A 17840-nucleotide genomic window follows, 5' to 3' on the forward strand; every position below is an offset into this window, starting at 1 on the left:
AATTTCGAGTGTCCTGCTTGCTACTGGTTTAACCTGCGTTCTCACTGCCCCAAACCGTAGCCAGTTGCTCTAATAACCGTTCTGCTAATCCTTGCAAGGCAATTCGATCGTCTAGAACTGCTTCCTCCCGCACCAGTGCACCTTCTAGGATTCGACCTGACAGTACCTTTTCAGCCTTCACCCGCCACTTGCTACGAGACTCAGTACGGTAAATCCGCTCTAATTGCGCCACTACCATCAGCCGACTGTAGGGATCTACCCACATCTGCCGAACCTGTTCTGCCTCTAGTGAGGGGGCATTCTCTAATTGAGTGTTCCCTCGCTCCAGCCGATCCAGGTAATCAATCAACTCATCTAATGACTGCAACTCATCCAATGGCACCTCCTCCATAGGATCTTCTGGGTCAAAGATGGGCTTAAAGCCTAGGAGCACTGCTTTGTCTACTGCAACATCGAATTGCACTACTACATACCCAATACGTCCATGCCAGACCTCTGGTGGTAATGGGCAAACTGTCGCTCCCTGGAGCACGGCACGGCACTCAAGCCGCCCTAAATCTTTAATCATCAAATCTGCAACATCACCACCAGCCGCGAGTGTTCCTAGGTTCCAGTTGTTAGATTGGCTCAAGTCAGTCTCATAGCCTTGCCAACCTAGGTAGGCATTCACTACCAGTACGGCCATCGTGTTACGGTAAATCTGCTCTGATTTCTCTGCCGTCGGCTGCCGACCCGCCAATGCTTCTGCCTGTGCCCGCATCGCTGTCGTGATCGGCACTTGAATGGTCAAATCTTGTTCTTGCACATCATGCATCATTGTTTTGTCCCCTCCGTGTTATAGATAGCCTTGTGACTGACCGAACTGTTGTAACCGAGGCCGACACTGTTTTTCGTAAAATCCACTCAGCGTTGAAACTGAAACTCCAAACTCTGCTGCTAAGGTTTTCCAGGGTGTTTCTGGTGGCAATCGCCGCAAAATCAAGACTTGACAGGTAATATCTGGTCGCCCCTTAACATGAGTGCAGCCCAGCTCTCCTGACTTATCCGCCTCGACCCACTCCTGCACTTCCTCGAAGACAGAGGGTGTTTCTTCTGGAGCCGCAATCTGCTCCACTGGAGCTAGCCCTTCACCCTCTAGTGATTGAGTTGGCAGGACTCGCTGTTTCTGCTCCTGGCTCGCTTGTACTGCATAGTCTTGCAATCTCCGCTTCAGATAAGCATTCAAACGAGCGATGATGAAACACTCTTTCGCGCCATAAGGTTGCTCTGCCGTTGTTGCTTCACATAAGTTTCGTGAGAAATGCAGCCAAGTATCTTGCAGCGCATCCTCGTAGTAAGGCTCTGCTGCCCGCCACAGCTTTCCCGACTGCTGGATCATCCGAATAATGCGGTTGAACCCTTTACGTCGTTGTGGGCTGTTTAGGGGGTGCTGACAGACTTCCTGCACCAACTGCTTCAATTGCTGGTGCCAGTCAACATCTAGAGAGTTATCCTCTGGGCGATCGCTTGTCTTACTGGTCGGTTGAGACATTGGCCCCTCTAGAAATGAGTCATTAAACATTCGTTCCATAACTCATTCCCCTCGATCCGTCCAGGTGTGCTCAGTGGTCCATACGCCAATCGTCATGCCTGCCTCCAAATCACTCTTAATGTGTAAACAGGCAATCTTCGAGGTTTTATGTGAAGTTCCGTAAAGTTTTACGATCTAGTCAGGCACTAAGAATCGCTTTTGAGTGAAAAGTTAGAGGTGATGACCATGAAGTTGGGCAAGCATCTGACCCTAGAAGAGTTTTGTACTTGCACCCAAACCTATAGAAAATACGCTGAAAAAATTAACCCATATCCCAAGAACCAAAAGGAGACAATTCTGGCACTACAGACGCTGTGCCAACAAATCATTGATCCAGTAATTGAAAACTTTGGTAGAAAACGATTTCAGCTAACCTATGGCTTTTGCTCAATGGATCTAAAACGGTTTTTAAGTCAAAAAGATCCAGAAACGGGCGTCAAAAACGGTCGAGTTGCCCCGAGCCGAGATCAGCATATGGCGCATGAACTAAATCGAAATGGGAAGTACTACTGCGATCGCCTTGGAGCAGCCTGTGACTTTCGGATTATTGGGCTGGAGAGCGATCGCCTCGTAGATTGGACTTTGGAGCATCAACTGCCGTTTGATTCACTGTATTACTATGGGAGCGATCGCCCCATCCATATCAGCTACAGTCCTCAACATAGACGCAGCATTTGGGCATTTACAGACAAGGGAGTACCCACGAAAAAGGGAATTGAGGACTGGATTAAAAAATTGGGTTAATCCTCATTAGGGTTTGCGATCGCCTCGGTGCTGCTTGCAATTTTCGTATTGTCGGATTAGAGAGCAATCACCGGGGTCTGAGTAGCAACGGAACAGAAAGTTACGTTAAGGGGAGTACCAATTGAACCTACCGAAATTTAGGAGCCTGAACCCCTGATATTTCGTTCTAGATTTCTATACCAATCAGCCTAAAGACTAATTGGTAGGTCTCATTGAAACTGGAAAGTACTTCTTACAATCCTTACCTCATCTGCGCTTCGGCCTTAGCGTAAGTTTCTGTTCCGTTGCTACTCAAACCTCTCACCTTATGAAGCAGATATAGAATAGCAATTGCTATTGACTCGCTGTACTACTACTGAAGTGATCGCCCTATTCACATCAACTATAGCCTTCCTTATAGACAAAGCATTTGGGCATTTTACATATGGAGGAGTATCAATAAGGAGGGGCATTGAGTAATGAATTGACCAAATGAGCTGACATTTTTGTTAGATTTGTAGCCACCTTAGCTCTGCTTATGATTTTTGATTCAGCTTGAACAAGTAGCTATATTTGTTCTGGTTGTTTTTCTTCTGAAACCCATTGTTCAAAAAGTTTGGCACCAATTGCATAAGTTTCAAAATCAAGTTGTCGAATGACACCTGTGCCTGTCATGACTCTTAGTGCATCTTCTGTGTCTCCAATACTCAATTGTGCGTATTGTGCTAAGGCTTCAGCAGTTCCTTGCCGCTGCTTAATGAGTGAAAGATAAACCATTTGTTCAGCTATACCAAAACCATAACTTGCCTTAGTACTATCCCAAAATTTAGAAAAATCTGCCTCATGTTGATGCCGAATTAAGTATCGAATTAATTCCTTGGTGGTTCGAGGTTTCGCAAGAAGGCGATTATCAAAAATTGTATTAAGAAGCTGTTGAGTTAGGTAAGGATGACAGCCAGCCCAGTAAATGATTCCATTGATCATTTCCTCAGACAAAGAAATTTTTTCCTTGCTACAGCGATAACCAATTAAGTTTTTCGTCTCTACCTCTTCAAAGGGACTTAGCCAACTTAATTCGGATATTCCAAGTAATGGAGAACCAACCTTCTGCTGATAGTCTCTTAAATCCCGATAACCAGAAAGGAGCAATCCTAGAAAGGGTTCGATCGCAGTATTGGTAGTTTCTTTGAGGGATCTCAAATAACTCCATGCATTATTAGCCCAAGGCTGATTGACTATGAACTCAGAACCATCTAAGAGGAAACATACACCCAACCACTTCTTTTCTTGTAGCTTCTTGACAATCTTCAGGAAGTCTTGGCGAAAATCCTCATGGATTAAACGGCGTTCTTTAGCAGGATTCGTCACATTCAGTGTAATACCAAATAAGCTAATACTGCCACCGGCAAGCTGCCGCATGAAGCGATCTTGAGCTTGCTGTGAACCATGGATAGCTTCCTGAAGTCGAGCAATTAATAAATAACGAAGATGATCGAGATTTTCGGGCTGCTCTTGCTGGAGATCAAACAAAACTGGAAATGCTCGAGTTGGTTGATTTTCCTTTGCACTTAATAAATTCCATCGAATTGCATTGAGGACACTCGTTTTTCCAATTCGACGACCACCTAGTAAAATGCGAACTTGAAAGGGAGATTGACAAACATCTTGAATAAGATCTCCACGACCAAAGAAGTGTTCTGGCTCGGAAATCGCTAATCTATAATTGTTGAAGGAGCGATCGCTCAACCTAGCCTCCATTGACGAATTTCCTCTAATTTCATGTCTCTTCGTAGCCAATTTGACATAAGCGGTACCTTTGCTTTGTAGCTATCACCTTCTTTAAATTCGAGTCGCTCCACTAAACCTACAGCTTCAAGCCAACGAAGCGCTCTTTCACATTCGCTCTCGCCACAGGTCTCACTTAAAAGTTCAAGAATAACCTCTTCTTGAATACCTTCTAGCAATTCCTCATTACTCGAAAGCAATTTAAGGATACCAATTGATGCACTGGCCTCAGAAAAGTTACGATCTTTGCGATTTTGAAGATCATCCCAAATATTTTTCTCAAAGTAATCTGCTAGATCTGAATAGCTAAATGGCTTTTTCAAGTAACGACTAGCAGCTGAAGATGTAATTAATTCACCGCGCCCGTTCATTTCTTTCTCTGCCTTTTTGCATAGCAAACTAGCAATTTGTCGAGAAATAAAAGGATATCCTCCACTTTGTTGATGAATATCTTCCAATAAAATCCCCTCGAATTCAACTCCCATAAGATGTCCAATATCTGTAAGCATTTGTGTTGTTTCTTCTTGGGAAAAGGGAGCAACAAACACCTCTTTAAAAAACTTGTAGACTGGATTGGTGGGTAAACCAGGCACATGCCAGTGATTAATACTATTACAGTCAGGATGAAGATCTGCGACCAGAAGTGAGATTAGCTTACTCTCTTGGTTAAGCGCTCGAAGTGTACCAAAGACAGCATTAAATTCTTCAATCCGATGTCTTGCTTCATCTGGTGGATCGAGTTCAGTTGGCAAAATTCTTTCAACTTCGTCCAAGAAACAGAAAATGGGCTTATGGTAATCTAATTTCCATAAAGCAGATGCAAGTTCATTCGCCTTTTCCATGAAATCGGTGGTAAAGTCCTTTGCTGGACGACTGCTGGCAAAAGTAACAAACCCTTGGGCAGTAGCTGAATCAACTCGCAATAAGTCTGCCAACTTTTTAAGAATTTGGTTAAATAGCTCAGCACCATAATGTAACCTACCAGCATAAGGCTGAAGGTCGATATGAATTACCGGGTGCTGTCGCATAGAAAGACCAAGTTGTAAAAGCATGGAAGTCTTTCCTGACTTACGTAAGCCAAACAATCCTATACCTTGTAAGCGGCGAAGGTCTTCTTCTAAACTAGTCAATAAGCTGTTACGACCGAAAAAAGAAAGAGTATCACCGATTGCATTTCGATCGTTAAATAAATCAGCCCCAGGCATATAGCGGCTGGCATATTGAGTTAATAGTCCAAAAGACTTACTCTCATCTACCAATGCTTGTTCTATTGCAGCAAATGGAATAGGAATAATAACGAAGTGATCACGCACCCGAACTTGGGCTATCTGAAATAGGGCTAAAGTATCAGGAGATTCTTGATATAGAAGAATACTTACTTTGTACTGACTACTTCCATTAATTTTTTTTGAATAATCAACTAATTCTTGAATAGTTTGTTCTGTTGGCTTGTCAACAAATATTACAGGCATCGGTACATAGGATGCCAACTGACCTGTAGCAGATACAATTTCTAAGAGCTTCCATTCGCTATTCGTTACAACATTATCAATTTCGGCATTAGCTTGTCGAAAGAATTGTTTGATATTGCTTAGTAATCTATCAAGCACTTCTTTTTGTAGTTGACGTGACTCTGCCAGTATGGGATTAATATCAAACCAGGTAGTATTTTGATCCCGATACTCGAATATTAAACGACTCCTAATTAAGACAAGATAGCCATCCTCAAGGCCAATTCGCTTTTGTTCATGGACCTGACGTAACAATTCCCATTCATCATCAGTGATTGGCATCACTATTTCATTGCGACGGGCACTGATAACGCTCTCCAGCATTTTTCCGTCAAGCGGTAGCTGCTGGCCTTTCTTAATCCAATCATTGAGCAGTCGAAATAAATCACGAATATGTCCACCGCTAACTTGACATAATCGATCAAGGGAATCAGGGCTATCAAATACTTGCAGTAAAGCCGCTAAACGTTGTTCTTCATTTAAGTCGGGAAATGCACGTACTAGAACTGCTTGCCTAAGGAGCGCTATTCCTTCTTGGTCAATACTTCCATCTATCTTTTTTACGCGTACAGTAGGAAGGATTTTAGGTTGGTCAAAGTACTCGATCAATGTAGCGTAGCGACTTGAGAATCTTAACGCTATAGGAACTGTATAGATGACATGGCAGTTAAGGCTTCTCAACTGCTCAGCCTGGTCTATGAATAAGTACTCTTGTGGAGATGATCCAAAAAGTTGTACGCCACTATCAAGTCGGTCAAGATTATCTACTATTACGACCAATCCTTGTTTGCCTCGTTCTCTCAACTGGGCATTTGCAGGTTCCAGTAGCTCCTTATTAATAGCCTCTAATAGTCTATTTTTCTGTGGTGCTAAATACTGATGCAGTCGCTGCCGTAAATCTGCATCATTCTTAGCAGAAAAAGCGAGTTCACCAACTGCTAATGGCAATAGGAACCCACTCCTTTTATCAACTTCGACTTCCAATCCCGGCACTCTAGCTTTTGCCTTCATGTTTACTTCAGTCAGAAGAACTTTCATCGCGCTGTTTAACAAGTCGCGTAATCCTTCTACCTGGATATTCACTTGAGCATATTCCAGACTTTGGCTGACTTGACGAGCGATTGCCAACAATACATCGACAATATCTACATCTGTCATCTCCAAATCTGTACTAACGTCAAAGTAGATAACATGAAATCCTTCGTACTCCAATTCTGCTTTCAGACGCATCAACTCTGTAGATTTGCCAGTACCGATGTGACCTGTTAGAAGTTGGCAAGTAGGATGATCAGGTAACGCAAAAGTGATGGTTTGCTTTAATTCTTCGTTAACTGGTCCGCCCTGTACTGATGAAAAGTCAATGTAGTACTGCCGATCCTCAGTCCTCTCCACATCCAGAACCCTACTTGGATTGGTAGCTCGAAAAAGTGTCCTAGGATCAGGTGCCATGGAAATTTAACCGTTAGTTGTGAATATTACTTTAGGGTTCGTTGCCGTCTGAAAGAGTTTAACAATTTGACCCGATACGGATCAGCGTCTTTTCGCCATACTAGCCGATGCCCTTTCAACTCAGTACAGTTTTCTTCCAGGCACTTCTGCCAACCTTGGTGATCGCGAATTTTTCCCAAATCATCCAGTAACCCCCACTCTGCCTCCTGCCGGCTCAGCTTGGCAAACTTCTCATAGAGTGGATAGTCTGACTGGACTAGCAACTCCTTCTGGTGCAACACGGGTGGGTTGTCCTCTGGGTCGTAGTCTCGATAGCTAACATGCAGGTCTTGCAGGTCAATCTGCATACTCGTGCGGAGACAAGGATGCGGTTCTCTGTCGAAGTCTGGGTAGAACAGGTAGGAGATTTTAGGTTTGCTGGTATGGAACTTGACCACTGTTGCTTCTTCAGGGCGACCGATCGTGCGAGAGGCGCAACCTTCGTAAAGACGAAGTAGAGGATCAAGCACATCCAGAACAGAAACGTGAACCCAGAGAGAGTTCGATAGTTTTTTACCGATCGCACTAGACTTACACCGTTCCGCCATCACCTCCAGATTTCCCAGGCTTAACAGCATTAGATCAGCTGCGGTACAGGCTTGCTGATAGTTACCGAATAAGGCCTTGATATCATGCTGGGCGATGGGTGCAAGATTTCGTAGCTTTGGACGATGGCTGAAGTGGCTGAGGGCAAGGTAAACGAGCAGATCCTGACGACGTTTTTCGGCGATCGCATCCCATTCCTGAAGTTCCGTCGCTTGTAGAACAATCTGAAAGGCTCGCCGTAGCGTTCCAAATTCGGACTGTAGAGCCGTAAACTCCTGTAATTCCTCTTCGATGGGCAATCGTCCCCGCTCTGTAAAAAATGTCATTAGAGGAGCCAGCATTTCCTTATACTGCTCAAATCGCTTGATACTGGTTTTGATTCTGGGAGTCGTAGCACGGGAACGGAAGCGAGAAGCTCGGAAAGTTTGTGCCTGTGCCTCATCTCGAAATACTAGATAAATGCCTAGCGCAACCGGAATGGCATCAACGCCGAGCACCTGATCAATGTAGCTCTTGAGCTCCTCTTGGCCGTAATTCTTCTGGAAGGTGTTGCGGCGCGTAATTACCCCATCGCTGTAAGCCATCATGCCACGCATTCGGTCTTCGATCAGGACTTGAGCTGCGACAATTAATACCTTCCCCGTCAACGCCCAAGCTTTGAGCAGAGCTTCTCGTCTCTCTGCTGGGTCCTCGATTACATTGATGATGTAACCCAGATTAACGATGTCAGCCGCTGTGCAAAGAGCATCAGGACGGTAGTAGGGGTCCCAGCCAGAACTTGTGTAGCCGCGATCGCCAATTTGCTCAATATCTCCCCCATGTCCGCAGCCGTAGTCAAAGAAAGTTGTTTGAGGTGTAAAGAGTCCTGCTTCTAGAGTGACTCGTACAGGTTTGGAGAGCTCAGCTCGGACAAGCGCAGCCTTATGGCGATCGATTTTGGGCTGGCTGATTGCAGCGGTTCGTGAAGTAGGACAGGCCAAGACATGCCCTTGAATCTGAATTCCGCAGTCCAACAGGCGTTTTTTCCAACCATTGCGAGTCCCAATCGTTCGCGAATTGTTGAGCAGCCCTAGAGCTTCTTCCTGCTGTGTGAGTTCTGCAAATGCTTGGTAAAGGGGATAATCAGTTGTAATAAAGGTCTCTTTCCGATGTAAGACGGGCGGATTATCTGTACTGTTGTAATTCCAAACGCCAACTTGCGAAGTTGCCAGATCAACCTGAACACTCCATTGCAAGGCAGGATGAGCATTGGTATCAAAATCAGGGTAAGACAGGTAGGAAACTCTAGGCTGGTCAGTACTAAACTTGACCAAAGTAGCCCCATCCAGCTTCTTCAAATGTTGACGAGCCAAGTTCTCATAATCTTGTAATGGTTGCTCAAGGGCAGGCAAGGCAGAGACATGAACGTAAAGAGCACCTGGCAGCCGTTTTCCAATCTGACTGCGATCGCAACAGGCCACTAACTGGTCAAAGTGAGTCACAAAAATATGAGTCTGCGATGTGGTGTTGCAGACCTCGCGCTTCGATCCCAGCCCTACTATATCCATGAGCTGCCTTTAGGTCGCATAGAATTTAGGATAAAACCTCAAGCAAGAAAATTCTACCCATGACGCTGCCTCCCTCCCAAAATCTTGATATTGAGGCGTTTAGTCGGTTGTTTAATCGCACCACTAACTCCTACAAATACCTATTTTTCTTGGGGTTGCTTGATATTTTAAGGCAGCAACAGTTTGATGAGGTTAGACTGGTTCCTCTCAAGGACGTGGTTGTGGAAATGTTGGCAAGAGCCTGGAGAGCACATTACACTTACCAACTCAAGTTTGGAACGCAAGACCAGATTGTAGAGAAACTGAAAGAATTAGACAACGCCCTACCAAAATCGCTCTTCCGCGTCAGTGATGCTAGCTCTACCGAGCTCAAAGGTATGATTCAGGGACGGGTTGCCGATTCAACCATTGAACTACTACGTTACGTTCCCTTCCGTCTAATTCGCCCCTTCTTTGAGGAAGAATTGTGGGGAGCCAAGGATGCTCAGGTGAACCAGAAAATCTCGGTGCTGTCCCAAGAAAAATTTGAGACTCGCAAACCGCTTTATACCTTGTGATGACCAGCAAGCTATCGTCCTCCATCCAGATTGGGTTGTTTACCTGCAAGCAAATTACGTCCAGGTGCAGCAATGGGCATTTGAGGCATGGGTAGAATACATGGAACGGTGTAATCCAAACGTTGACCATCTCTCCAGCAAGCTCCCGCTAGCACTGCTAATTCTGACACTGCATTCGGGTGGCTCTAGCTGGTATCACCCTTTAGCCAGTGCGCTAAGCCTGCTTAGCTCCAGCGTCGCCAGTTAAAACACCCTCTACGAGTTTGGTGCGCTCATACAACTTAGAGCTAAGATTAAAAGTTTGGGTGTTAAACCACTAAATCTAATGGTTTAGGGTTCGACTGGATTAAAAGATGGCGCGGCTGTAGAGCTTTGACAGAACAAACTCTCAGCCTGCTTATTGAGTGGAGAGCAAGGCGATGAGAACACTAAGTCTATTTGACGAAGAGCGGCTATCATTGCCCAAGGCGATCGAGCTGTCAATTGAGTCGCTACAACATTATGGTTCCTTCTATAAACACTGGGCGATCGCCTTCTCTGGTGGAAAGGATTCTTCTGCAACCGTTACGCTTGTTGCTAATCTAATTGAAACAGGTCAAATTCCTAAGCCGGAAAGCCTGACCGTCCTTTTTGCAGATACGAGGCAAGAGTTGCCTCCCCTCCATTCAGCCGCAATGGGGATTTTGGAAGAACTGCGTAATCGTGGGTTCGATACTCGTGTTGTTCTTCCAGAACTAGATTATCGGTACTTCGTTTACATGCTGGGCCGGGGAGTGCCCCCCCCATCCAACACCTTCCGATGGTGTACTCCGAAGCTCAAGGTTATGAGCATGGAGCGAGAACTGGAGAAACTTCGAGAGGAGCGGGGCGAAAAGTTCCTCATGCTCACGGGTGTGCGGATTGGCGAAAGTGCCGCTCGTGATCAACGGATTGCAATTAGCTGCACAAAGGATGGTGGTGAGTGCGGTCAGGGCTGGTTTCAACAAAGCTCATCGAATGCGATCGCTGATACTCTAGCTCCAATCGTGCATTGGCGCGTGTGTCATGTTTGGGATTGGTTACTCCAAGCAGACTTGGAGCTTGGGTTCCCAACCTATGAAATCGCTAAAGTTTATGGTCAGGATGTCAGCGATGGCGAGGAGCCTCTCAATGCCAGGACAGGTTGCATTGGGTGCCCTCTAGTACAGAAAGATGCTGCGCTCGATCGCGTTGTGGCTCAGTCAGAGTGGGCCTACTTAGCGCCGTTGCAGAAACTGAGGCCCCTCTACTGGGAGGTTAAGAAACCTCAGTATCGGCATCGAAAGCATGGTGAGCTGAATAAGGATGGGCAGTTAGCAGCTAAGCAAGGACGCTTAGGCCCACTCACACTCGAAGCGCGACGTTGGATGTTAGAGCAGGTTCTAGAAATACAGGAGGAAGTGAATCGGGCAGCGATCGCTCGAAATTATCCTATCATTAGCCTAATTAATGATGAAGAGTTAGCCCGGATTGAGGAGCTAATTGCTGCGAAGGTTTACCCTGAAAAATGGGATGGTACAGAACCCACAGGTGATGTGATGCTGCCTGAGATTTTTCCTGATGGAAGTGTACAGCATCTTTTGTTCAATAGTTACTAGCTATTATCATAAAGTTCCTAAAAACTTATGGAAAGACGAACAGTTGCACAAGCTGTAATTGAAGTTCTTCAAGCAGCTAAACAACCAATGACTGTTGCTGATATTACACAAACCATTCTTAATAAGGATTTATATACCTTTAATACAAAAGAACCTAGAAATATTGTACGCGGAGCAATCGAGCGCCGTTGTGAAGGATTAACTCGAAAAGACTTAGCAACACAAAAGTGTTTTAAGAAGCTTCCAGATGGAAGATATACGCTTGTAAGTGATAGGGAAACTTATTCAAATTGAAAAGCTGAGTTCCAAGTAAAACCATTCCGAAGAACAAGTAAGAATCTAGCTTTGTGAAGTTTGGCGGTCCTATGATTTCACTAACTGCAGTGTTTAAGCGCTTTTCTTTAATTAAAGTTTACAGAGCGATCTGTTATAAATAGTTAAAAGAGCTTACTGCCCACAAAATTATCGAAGAGCTATGTCGAGTGAAACTAACAATCTGACGCCTGGAGAACAAATCAAGGAAATCCTAAAGGAACTATATCCATTCAAGAAGAAGGAGTTAATTAATTCTTTTCTAATGGACATTGATAATGCTTTGATGGCAGAGGGGAAATATCTAGAGATAACTTATGAAAGTAATATTAACTACTTTTTAAGAAGGTTGATTTCAACTGCTCAGTATATTTTCAGAAAATATAATCCTAAGTCACACCCAAGTGATAAATATATTCAAGAGATCCGCAAATTTTTGACTAACTCTACACGAATTCCTGAAAGAAAAGTAGGGAAAATTTTAGTGCTTTTGCTTGAATGTATACGAGAAAGTAAACGCGAACCTAGTGATACCCTCAGAAAAAATCTACTTCAAGAGGCAGACAACCAAGGAAAGGGATGCTATATTTGCGGCTCAAATCTAGATTTTTCCTCTAAGAATAACGAGAATTCAGCTATTATTGAACATGTCTGGCCAAGAGCTATGGGAGGAGATAGTGAGCCAAGAAACTTACGAGTTTCTTGTAAAAGATGTAGCGAAATAAAAGAAAACTATATCGATGCCTGTGACTTTCATTATGAAAAGATTTGTTTAGTAAATCATGATAAAAGTAAAGAGGCATTTTCAAAAGAATTTAATTGGGTATATAGAATAGCTGTTGTAACGAAAAGCAGATACAGATGTATAGTTTGCGGTAAAGAACCGGCATATGAAGGGGTAATGGAATTTTGTCGTCAAGAAGATGACGATAGTTGGCATTTTCTTAATATAGGACTTTATTGCTCTAAACATTCTCAAGAATAGAACCTCCAACCATCCTTATAGATTTATTATAAATAGACCATGGAAGTTAGAAATTATGTTGGTTGGCGCTTACAGCAAAGGTTAGATCGTTCTACTACATCTCTTTTTATCTTTTATGCGCGAGCAAAAGATATTAAGCTTTGGGTTGGCGTTAGACGAGTTGAAGATTTTCAGGAAGGAACCCAACGTATTATAAAAGAGTCCAGAGTTCATGCAGTCACACGTTTTCTCAATTCTGATTCAAGGAATACTATTCCAAACAATATACTGCTAGCATTTGAGCCAAATGTAGCTAGCTTTAAGCCGATTGATGCTGAAGTTTCCCAATGTGTTTCTGATACTGATTTCAAGAATAATTGCGGTAACCAGTTAGAATGGGGAATTCTAACATTCACTTTTGACGTAGACGTAGAAGAACATCTACGCCCAGCCTTCATTGTGGATGGTCAACATCGACTATACGGCATTTCTAATTTTCAAAATGAAGATATTCCACTATTAGTTGTTTGTCTTCTAGATGCTGCCCTTGAAGAGCAAGCTTTTCAATTCATTGTTATTAATAACAAAGCAGTAAAAGTCCCAACTGATAATGTCAAAGCAATAATTGCTAACTTAGATGAACAAAAGCTACAAGAGCGACTATTGAAGGCAGGTGTCAAATATGGAGAAGTATCTCCAGTATTGAGAGATATTGATGATTTACCTAATAGTCCTTTTCAAAAAATGCTACAATGGCCGCGAAATTCAGAAGAAGATAGACTTATTCCTCTTACTGCTATAGAACAATCCTTAAGATATATTAGAACGATTTTTCCATTTTTTGAGGAAGATGATGCCTCTATAACCGAGTTCTTTTTCGCAGTTTGGCAAGCTGTTAAGAATAATTATCCCAATTTGTGGGGACAGCCCAATAAATTTATGACAAAGGTTAACTTAAATGCTTTGAATGAATTTATTCTAGACAGGTTGCAAAAGGCTTGGGAATTTGGATTGGTAGATATATTCTCATCTGAGCAGGTTTATATACAAGTAAATAGTATCATTGACCGAGTCCCTTCTACATTCTGGGAACACGCTTGGTCAATTAAGATTCAAGATAATGCGAATATTAGAAAGTTAATAAAAGAGGATTTGGAACGTATAGTTCTTAATCTAAAGTTAAGAGAGCGTTGGAATAATAAATTACAACTGCCAATAGAGCCAGAATAATCTTAATTCCCCATCGAGCACTATTGACTGAATCGCTTTACTATACGTTTTAACGAAAGATTACTTAGACTGTATAGTGATTTTGATAAAATCTTCGATAGTTTTAACACTCAATTCACCTGTCAAGTAACCAATCCCACGATGTAGATGTAACCGGAATTGAATTGCAAGGGTTTCTGGATCGGTGGGTAAACCATCATTGTGGCAACGTTGCTTGAGTGCCATTAGGATTACGTCAGCCATGTTGCTACCAAATACTTGCCAAGTTATTTCAACGTTACTATCAGTAGGAATGGGCACGATAGATGGTGAGGAAGGTTCTGCCAAAGAACGGCAGAGGGCCCAACGACAAAGGATGTTCCACTGGTCGATTTTTGTAACACGTTTAAGCCTGATCAATTGCTCTTTAGCTGTTTGGGACAGCCTAATACGATCAATAGGTGATTCCATAACCTTTACCAGAAGTAGCCTGAATTAATCTGGGTACATTGTTGTGTATCGTCATACTTTAATAAATATTCACTAGCAATCGCTCCTTGCGCTCTTAACCGCTCAACTTCCTCGAAACGAATCTCCGTATCCGTGGAAAGCAGAATAACTTGATGACTGGCTTTAGGAAAATAATGATCAACTAGTTTCTTGCGGTGTTGAGAATCAAGGCGTCCGAGTGGAGTATCTATTGCTACGGGTAATTGCCGACCAGAGGCACGGGCAAGCCCCCATAGAAGAGCAATAGCAAGCAGTTGCTTTTCACCAGCGGAAAGACGATGTTTTTGAAGTGGTTGATAGTTTTTGTCAAACAGTTGAATGGCAAAGGTTTGGGGATTAATTTGAATTTGCTCAACCAAATCTTTTTTGCTGAGTAGTTCATGTAAACATTCAGTTGCAAAATTTCCGAGGTGGCTGAGTTTACGTTCCTTAAGCCGCTGCTTAAACTCAACCAGAGTAGTTTGAGCTTTAGCGATCGCCTCTATTACATGATTTGTATTTTTGAACTCAATCGCAAGTTGGCTGTATGACAGAAGTTCGTTGTGTGTCTGCGCGATGACTTGTTTTACCTGTTCATGTTGGCGATGAGCTTGTTCATAGTTAGCTCTCAGCCGACCTAACTCAGTTTGGGCTTGACGTACAGCTTTTTGTAGTTTTCCGTATGCTTCTGGAGACGCGGCACTGGCAACGTAACGTTCAGTTGAGTCAATCTCACTTTGAATATCATGAATCTTCTGAATTTCTGCTTGAGCCTGCTGTTGTTGCGTAGGAAGTAGGTGGGTAAGTAGGTGGCCAAGGGAGAGAGGCAGGTCAGATGTGGGGGCAAGGTAGGAGATAAATGAGTGGGTCGATAGATGGGTAGATGAGTGGGAAAGGAAAGCCTGGATAGGACTTAGGTATTTCTGAGGAAGATTAAGGTCATGCAGATATTCCAGCAGGCATCGATTGTGATTAGTTAGCAAATCGTGAGCAATTACTTGCTGTTGCTGGTCAAGTTCCTGCTGGCTCTGATCTTTGGCTTGTTGAAGTAAGGGTTTGATCAAAGCAAGTGGCAAGCTACCTGCCGCAAGTTTCCGTAAGGTTTGCCGATGACCTTCAGCTTGCTGACGCAGGTAATCGAGTTTTACTTGAAGGCTCTGTTCTTCGGCAGCAATTTTGCCCCCCTCCGTTAAGAATTTTTCTTCTGCAAGTCGTAACTGCTTTTCAGCCCAATCTAAACGGTTTTTCAAACTTGCTTGTTCATCAAAAGCAGCCTTTTTCAGCTGCTTTAACTCTTGTAACCGTTGTTCAAGTTCTTCCAACTTTTGTAGCTGTTGCTTCCCAGAAATTTGCTTCTGCTTGCGACGTTGTAAGACTTCCAAATCTGTAGAAAGACGATCGGGGAGTTCTAAACCTAGAAGCGATTGCATTGCCTGAATCACAGCAGGAGGTAAGTTGTCATGCTCAGCTAATTCTTTAACTTGCTCCCCATCAAAAAGGAATAAGTTAGAAATGCCTAAAGGAAATATAGCTTCGATGCGATCGTCCCAATTGTTGCTCCAATCAGAGCTGGACTTACCATCAACATAAATAGTGAGAGTGTCTCTACTATTTTTGACTGGACCTGTCCAACTGCGACAAATTCGAAATTCAGTCAGAGAACGGTTAAGCGTATGGTGAAAAATCAAATGGATAGCTGTTTCTTGCTTTGATGTGTGACGATGAATGCACTGGTTCAGGAAATCTGGATAAGAGAGGGTGCCACGATTAGAGCAGGGGGCACGATGCCCATAGAGCGCGAGCCGAATAGCATCAAGTAAAGTAGTTTTCCCACGACCATTGAGTCCACCAACTAGCACAATGTTTTTTTTTGTGTTTGTGGTGGCAAGGTCAATGACGTGTTGTCCACCATAGAGTCCAAAGTTGTGCAGGATAAGTTGCTGGAAAATCATGTCGGCCGTGATCCAAACTTCGTCTCTGCCCAAGTTTTAACTGTTTTTACGTCGCCTGATTCAGCAGATTTCTTAATATTTCGATCCTCAATTGCTTCTGCAATTGGATTATCAATTAAACTGCAACAGCTTTCTAAACAGTCTTCCAACGCCTCATATAATCCGGCTCGGCGGGACATAGATTGAAAGTTACGCTCAGTACTTAGCAACTTCGCCATGAGTTCCAAGTGCAATGGGTCATCGCAAAGCTCTTGCAAAATGTCCCACTCTTCTTTTCCTAGCTGGTTCGTCTTGATTTGAATATTGGGATCTAAGAACTCCTTGCCAGTTACTTTTTTGTAAATAGATGGTAAAGCATCATCAAATTCATGTTTTTCTTCTACCCAAATGCGCCTAATTTCACTTAACTCACTTATAGAAATGAGTTCAATGTTTTTCATTTCTTGGGGCGCTTTTTCTTGAACTGTCGTTTGAGCTTCTAGCAAATGACGAAGTAAATGTTCCCGCCAGTGCTTCAAATAGGGGCCTGGAATATTCGTGACTTCTTTTTCTTTGGAACCGTCAATCTTTCGCTCAAATAGTTGAACATTACCTGTGATTCGACGAAAGTCTCGATTTTCTCGCTCCTGTTCTCGCTTTTCATCTGATCGAAAATCTAGTTCATCGCGGAAATCAAGTAGTGCCTGCATCCAATCCTTTGATTCATCATTGAGGATCATGGCTTCCATTGATTTATCTCGATCAACCAAGGTACAAACCCAGCAACCGAAGCGAGAACTGCCACAACTAGGAGTAGAAGTGTCTACAACCATAGGGCATTCATTGTCTGTTGTTGCTCCTCGGTAAATCTGGAACAGTTCTTTGTTACTATGCCCCCAAGGATTTTGCCATTGCATCAGATAAAGCCAAACCCAATCGTTATCCCACTCTTCAATTGGACTGTAAATTAATGAATTTTGCAGACTGGCATTAGGGCTAAGGCGCTCCCGCACCCTTCCTTCAGCGTGTTTTGCCATTGTTGCTGCCCGTTTTTGGCTTTCAGCTTTGCGAGTTCCCAGGACCAAGATCGTCTCACCATTTTCATGGACGATATTACGAATGAACTGATTGGCAGGATGGATCTTCATCCGTTCCGTGCACCAACGGAATTTTTGTCGCGGAGCGGGATAGCCTTTGCCAATCAAATTAACCCAAAAAGTATTTTCCAGTTCCGGATTAAGCTGATGTGGTTGGAAAGGTAGTCCCTGAGCTGTTGCAGCCTTTTCTATACGGTTCAAGGATTGACGTACCCAAGCCGAGATCACTGGGTTTTCGACCAAGGTATCAGTGGAGATAACATGAACGGGTTTGGTGCGATCACTCTCTGGTAATGCCGCGATTGCACTCCATACTAGTTGGAGAACAGCACTACTGTCTTTTCCGCCCGAATAGCCTACGATCCAAGGTATATTGTCAGAAGTATACAGGGCTTGAATTTCATCCGTCAGATACCCAACACTTTGGCGAACCTGTTCTACTAGAACTGTATTACCCCGATTTTTCCTGTCACCCTTTTTGCCCACAACCATAAT

The 17840-nt window shown here is 43.5% G+C and carries 15 protein-coding genes; 6 read left to right on the plus strand and 9 right to left on the minus strand.

The genetic code is table 11. The annotated features are described in order from the left end of the window. Positions 1-28: 28 nt before the first annotated feature. Both H6F90_RS04735 and H6F90_RS04740 read right to left on the minus strand, forming a co-directional pair. On the minus strand, positions 29-817 hold the full coding sequence (locus H6F90_RS04735) for a DUF1822 family protein (protein WP_190550682.1): 789 nt from the start codon (positions 815-817) through the stop codon (positions 29-31). A gap of 18 nt (positions 818-835) precedes the next feature. After that, positions 836-1570 (minus strand): sigma-70 family RNA polymerase sigma factor, encoded by a 735-nt coding sequence (locus tag H6F90_RS04740; protein ID WP_242024334.1) that lies wholly within the window; start codon positions 1568-1570, stop codon positions 836-838. Between the two features lie 159 nt (positions 1571-1729). On the opposite strand from H6F90_RS04740, the gene H6F90_RS04745 reads away from it, so the two are divergent. Continuing rightward, entirely contained in the window at positions 1730-2314 is a 585-nt protein-coding gene (locus tag H6F90_RS04745) for a hypothetical protein (RefSeq protein ID WP_242024335.1), read from the plus strand. A gap of 546 nt (positions 2315-2860) precedes the next feature. Here the strand turns inward: H6F90_RS04745 and H6F90_RS04750 are convergent. From H6F90_RS04750 to H6F90_RS04760, 3 genes are read right to left on the minus strand one after another with little or no spacing between them, the layout of a single operon-like run. Next, the gene (locus tag H6F90_RS04750; RefSeq protein WP_190550686.1) at positions 2861-4051 is read right to left on the minus strand and encodes an ATP-binding protein; all 1191 of its coding nucleotides are present in this window, start codon (positions 4049-4051) and stop codon (positions 2861-2863) included. Continuing rightward, entirely contained in the window at positions 4036-7038 is a 3003-nt protein-coding gene (locus H6F90_RS04755; RefSeq protein ID WP_190550688.1) for an AAA family ATPase, read from the minus strand. The genes H6F90_RS04750 and H6F90_RS04755 overlap by 16 nt, the downstream gene beginning before the upstream one ends. A gap of 26 nt (positions 7039-7064) precedes the next feature. Next, a complete protein-coding gene (locus H6F90_RS04760) occupies positions 7065-9170 on the minus strand; it encodes a DNA phosphorothioation-associated putative methyltransferase (protein WP_190550690.1) in 2106 nt (701 codons plus the stop codon). A 59-nt stretch (positions 9171-9229) separates the two neighbouring features. Here H6F90_RS04760 and H6F90_RS04765 point away from each other — a divergent pair, with 59 nt between their 5' ends. Next, positions 9230-9727, plus strand: a complete 498-nt coding sequence (locus tag H6F90_RS04765; protein ID WP_190550692.1) for a hypothetical protein — start codon at positions 9230-9232, stop codon at positions 9725-9727. Between the two features lie 11 nt (positions 9728-9738). Here the strand turns inward: H6F90_RS04765 and H6F90_RS04770 are convergent, their stop codons facing one another. Next, positions 9739-9897, minus strand: a complete 159-nt coding sequence (locus tag H6F90_RS04770) for a hypothetical protein (RefSeq protein ID WP_190550694.1) — start codon at positions 9895-9897, stop codon at positions 9739-9741. 249 nt (positions 9898-10146) lie between these two features. Here H6F90_RS04770 and H6F90_RS04775 point away from each other — a divergent pair, with 249 nt between their 5' ends. From H6F90_RS04775 to H6F90_RS04790, 4 genes are all read left to right on the plus strand, one after another. Continuing rightward, positions 10147-11343 (plus strand): phosphoadenosine phosphosulfate reductase family protein, encoded by a 1197-nt coding sequence (locus H6F90_RS04775; protein ID WP_190550696.1) that lies wholly within the window; start codon positions 10147-10149, stop codon positions 11341-11343. Positions 11344-11370: 27 nt separating this feature from the next. Further along, on the plus strand, positions 11371-11637 hold the full coding sequence (locus H6F90_RS04780) for a winged helix-turn-helix domain-containing protein (RefSeq protein ID WP_190550698.1): 267 nt from the start codon (positions 11371-11373) through the stop codon (positions 11635-11637). A gap of 181 nt (positions 11638-11818) precedes the next feature. Next, on the plus strand, positions 11819-12640 hold the full coding sequence (locus tag H6F90_RS04785) for an HNH endonuclease (protein WP_190550700.1): 822 nt from the start codon (positions 11819-11821) through the stop codon (positions 12638-12640). Positions 12641-12679: 39 nt separating this feature from the next. Next, positions 12680-13849, plus strand: coding sequence for a DGQHR domain-containing protein (locus H6F90_RS04790; RefSeq protein ID WP_190550702.1), 1170 nt, complete (start codon positions 12680-12682; stop codon positions 13847-13849). Positions 13850-13909: 60 nt separating this feature from the next. Here H6F90_RS04790 and dndE read toward each other — a convergent pair whose 3' ends face one another. Genes dndE through dndC form a run of 3 tightly spaced genes read right to left on the minus strand, consistent with a single transcriptional unit; the run spans position 13910 to position 17837 of the window. Next, positions 13910-14299 carry a DNA sulfur modification protein DndE gene (dndE, locus tag H6F90_RS04795; RefSeq protein ID WP_190550704.1) on the minus strand — a complete coding sequence of 130 codons (390 nt, stop codon included), beginning with the start codon at positions 14297-14299 and terminating at the stop codon, positions 13910-13912. Positions 14300-14304: 5 nt separating this feature from the next. Next, a complete protein-coding gene (dndD, locus tag H6F90_RS04800; protein WP_190550706.1) occupies positions 14305-16269 on the minus strand; it encodes a DNA sulfur modification protein DndD in 1965 nt (654 codons plus the stop codon). Continuing rightward, positions 16266-17837, minus strand: coding sequence for a DNA phosphorothioation system sulfurtransferase DndC (gene dndC, locus H6F90_RS04805; protein WP_190550708.1), 1572 nt, complete (start codon positions 17835-17837; stop codon positions 16266-16268). The genes dndD and dndC overlap by 4 nt, the downstream gene beginning before the upstream one ends. Positions 17838-17840: the final 3 nt, after the last annotated feature.

The sequence above is a fragment of the Trichocoleus sp. FACHB-591 genome, from assembly GCF_014695845.1.
In the GTDB taxonomy this organism is placed as follows: Bacteria; Cyanobacteriota; Cyanobacteriia; order FACHB-46; family FACHB-46; genus Trichocoleus.

Excerpts from the sequence above, each read along its gene's own strand:
- H6F90_RS04785 (WP_190550700.1), top strand. The coding sequence starts at position 11,819 with ATGTCGAGTGAAACTAACAATCTGACGCCTGGAGAACAAATCAAGGAA.
- H6F90_RS04740 (WP_242024334.1), bottom strand. The coding sequence starts at position 1,570 with ATGGAACGAATGTTTAATGACTCATTTCTAGAGGGGCCAATGTCTCAA.
- H6F90_RS04765 (WP_190550692.1), top strand. The coding sequence starts at position 9,230 with ATGACGCTGCCTCCCTCCCAAAATCTTGATATTGAGGCGTTTAGTCGG.
- dndE (WP_190550704.1), bottom strand. The coding sequence starts at position 14,299 with ATGGAATCACCTATTGATCGTATTAGGCTGTCCCAAACAGCTAAAGAG.
- H6F90_RS04780 (WP_190550698.1), top strand. The coding sequence starts at position 11,371 with ATGGAAAGACGAACAGTTGCACAAGCTGTAATTGAAGTTCTTCAAGCA.
- H6F90_RS04755 (WP_190550688.1), bottom strand. The coding sequence starts at position 7,038 with ATGGCACCTGATCCTAGGACACTTTTTCGAGCTACCAATCCAAGTAGG.
- dndD (WP_190550706.1), bottom strand. The coding sequence starts at position 16,269 with ATGATTTTCCAGCAACTTATCCTGCACAACTTTGGACTCTATGGTGGA.
- H6F90_RS04775 (WP_190550696.1), top strand. The coding sequence starts at position 10,147 with ATGAGAACACTAAGTCTATTTGACGAAGAGCGGCTATCATTGCCCAAG.
- dndC (WP_190550708.1), bottom strand. The coding sequence starts at position 17,837 with ATGGTTGTGGGCAAAAAGGGTGACAGGAAAAATCGGGGTAATACAGTT.
- H6F90_RS04750 (WP_190550686.1), bottom strand. The coding sequence starts at position 4,051 with ATGGAGGCTAGGTTGAGCGATCGCTCCTTCAACAATTATAGATTAGCG.
- H6F90_RS04760 (WP_190550690.1), bottom strand. The coding sequence starts at position 9,170 with ATGGATATAGTAGGGCTGGGATCGAAGCGCGAGGTCTGCAACACCACA.
- H6F90_RS04735 (WP_190550682.1), bottom strand. The coding sequence starts at position 817 with ATGATGCATGATGTGCAAGAACAAGATTTGACCATTCAAGTGCCGATC.
- H6F90_RS04790 (WP_190550702.1), top strand. The coding sequence starts at position 12,680 with ATGGAAGTTAGAAATTATGTTGGTTGGCGCTTACAGCAAAGGTTAGAT.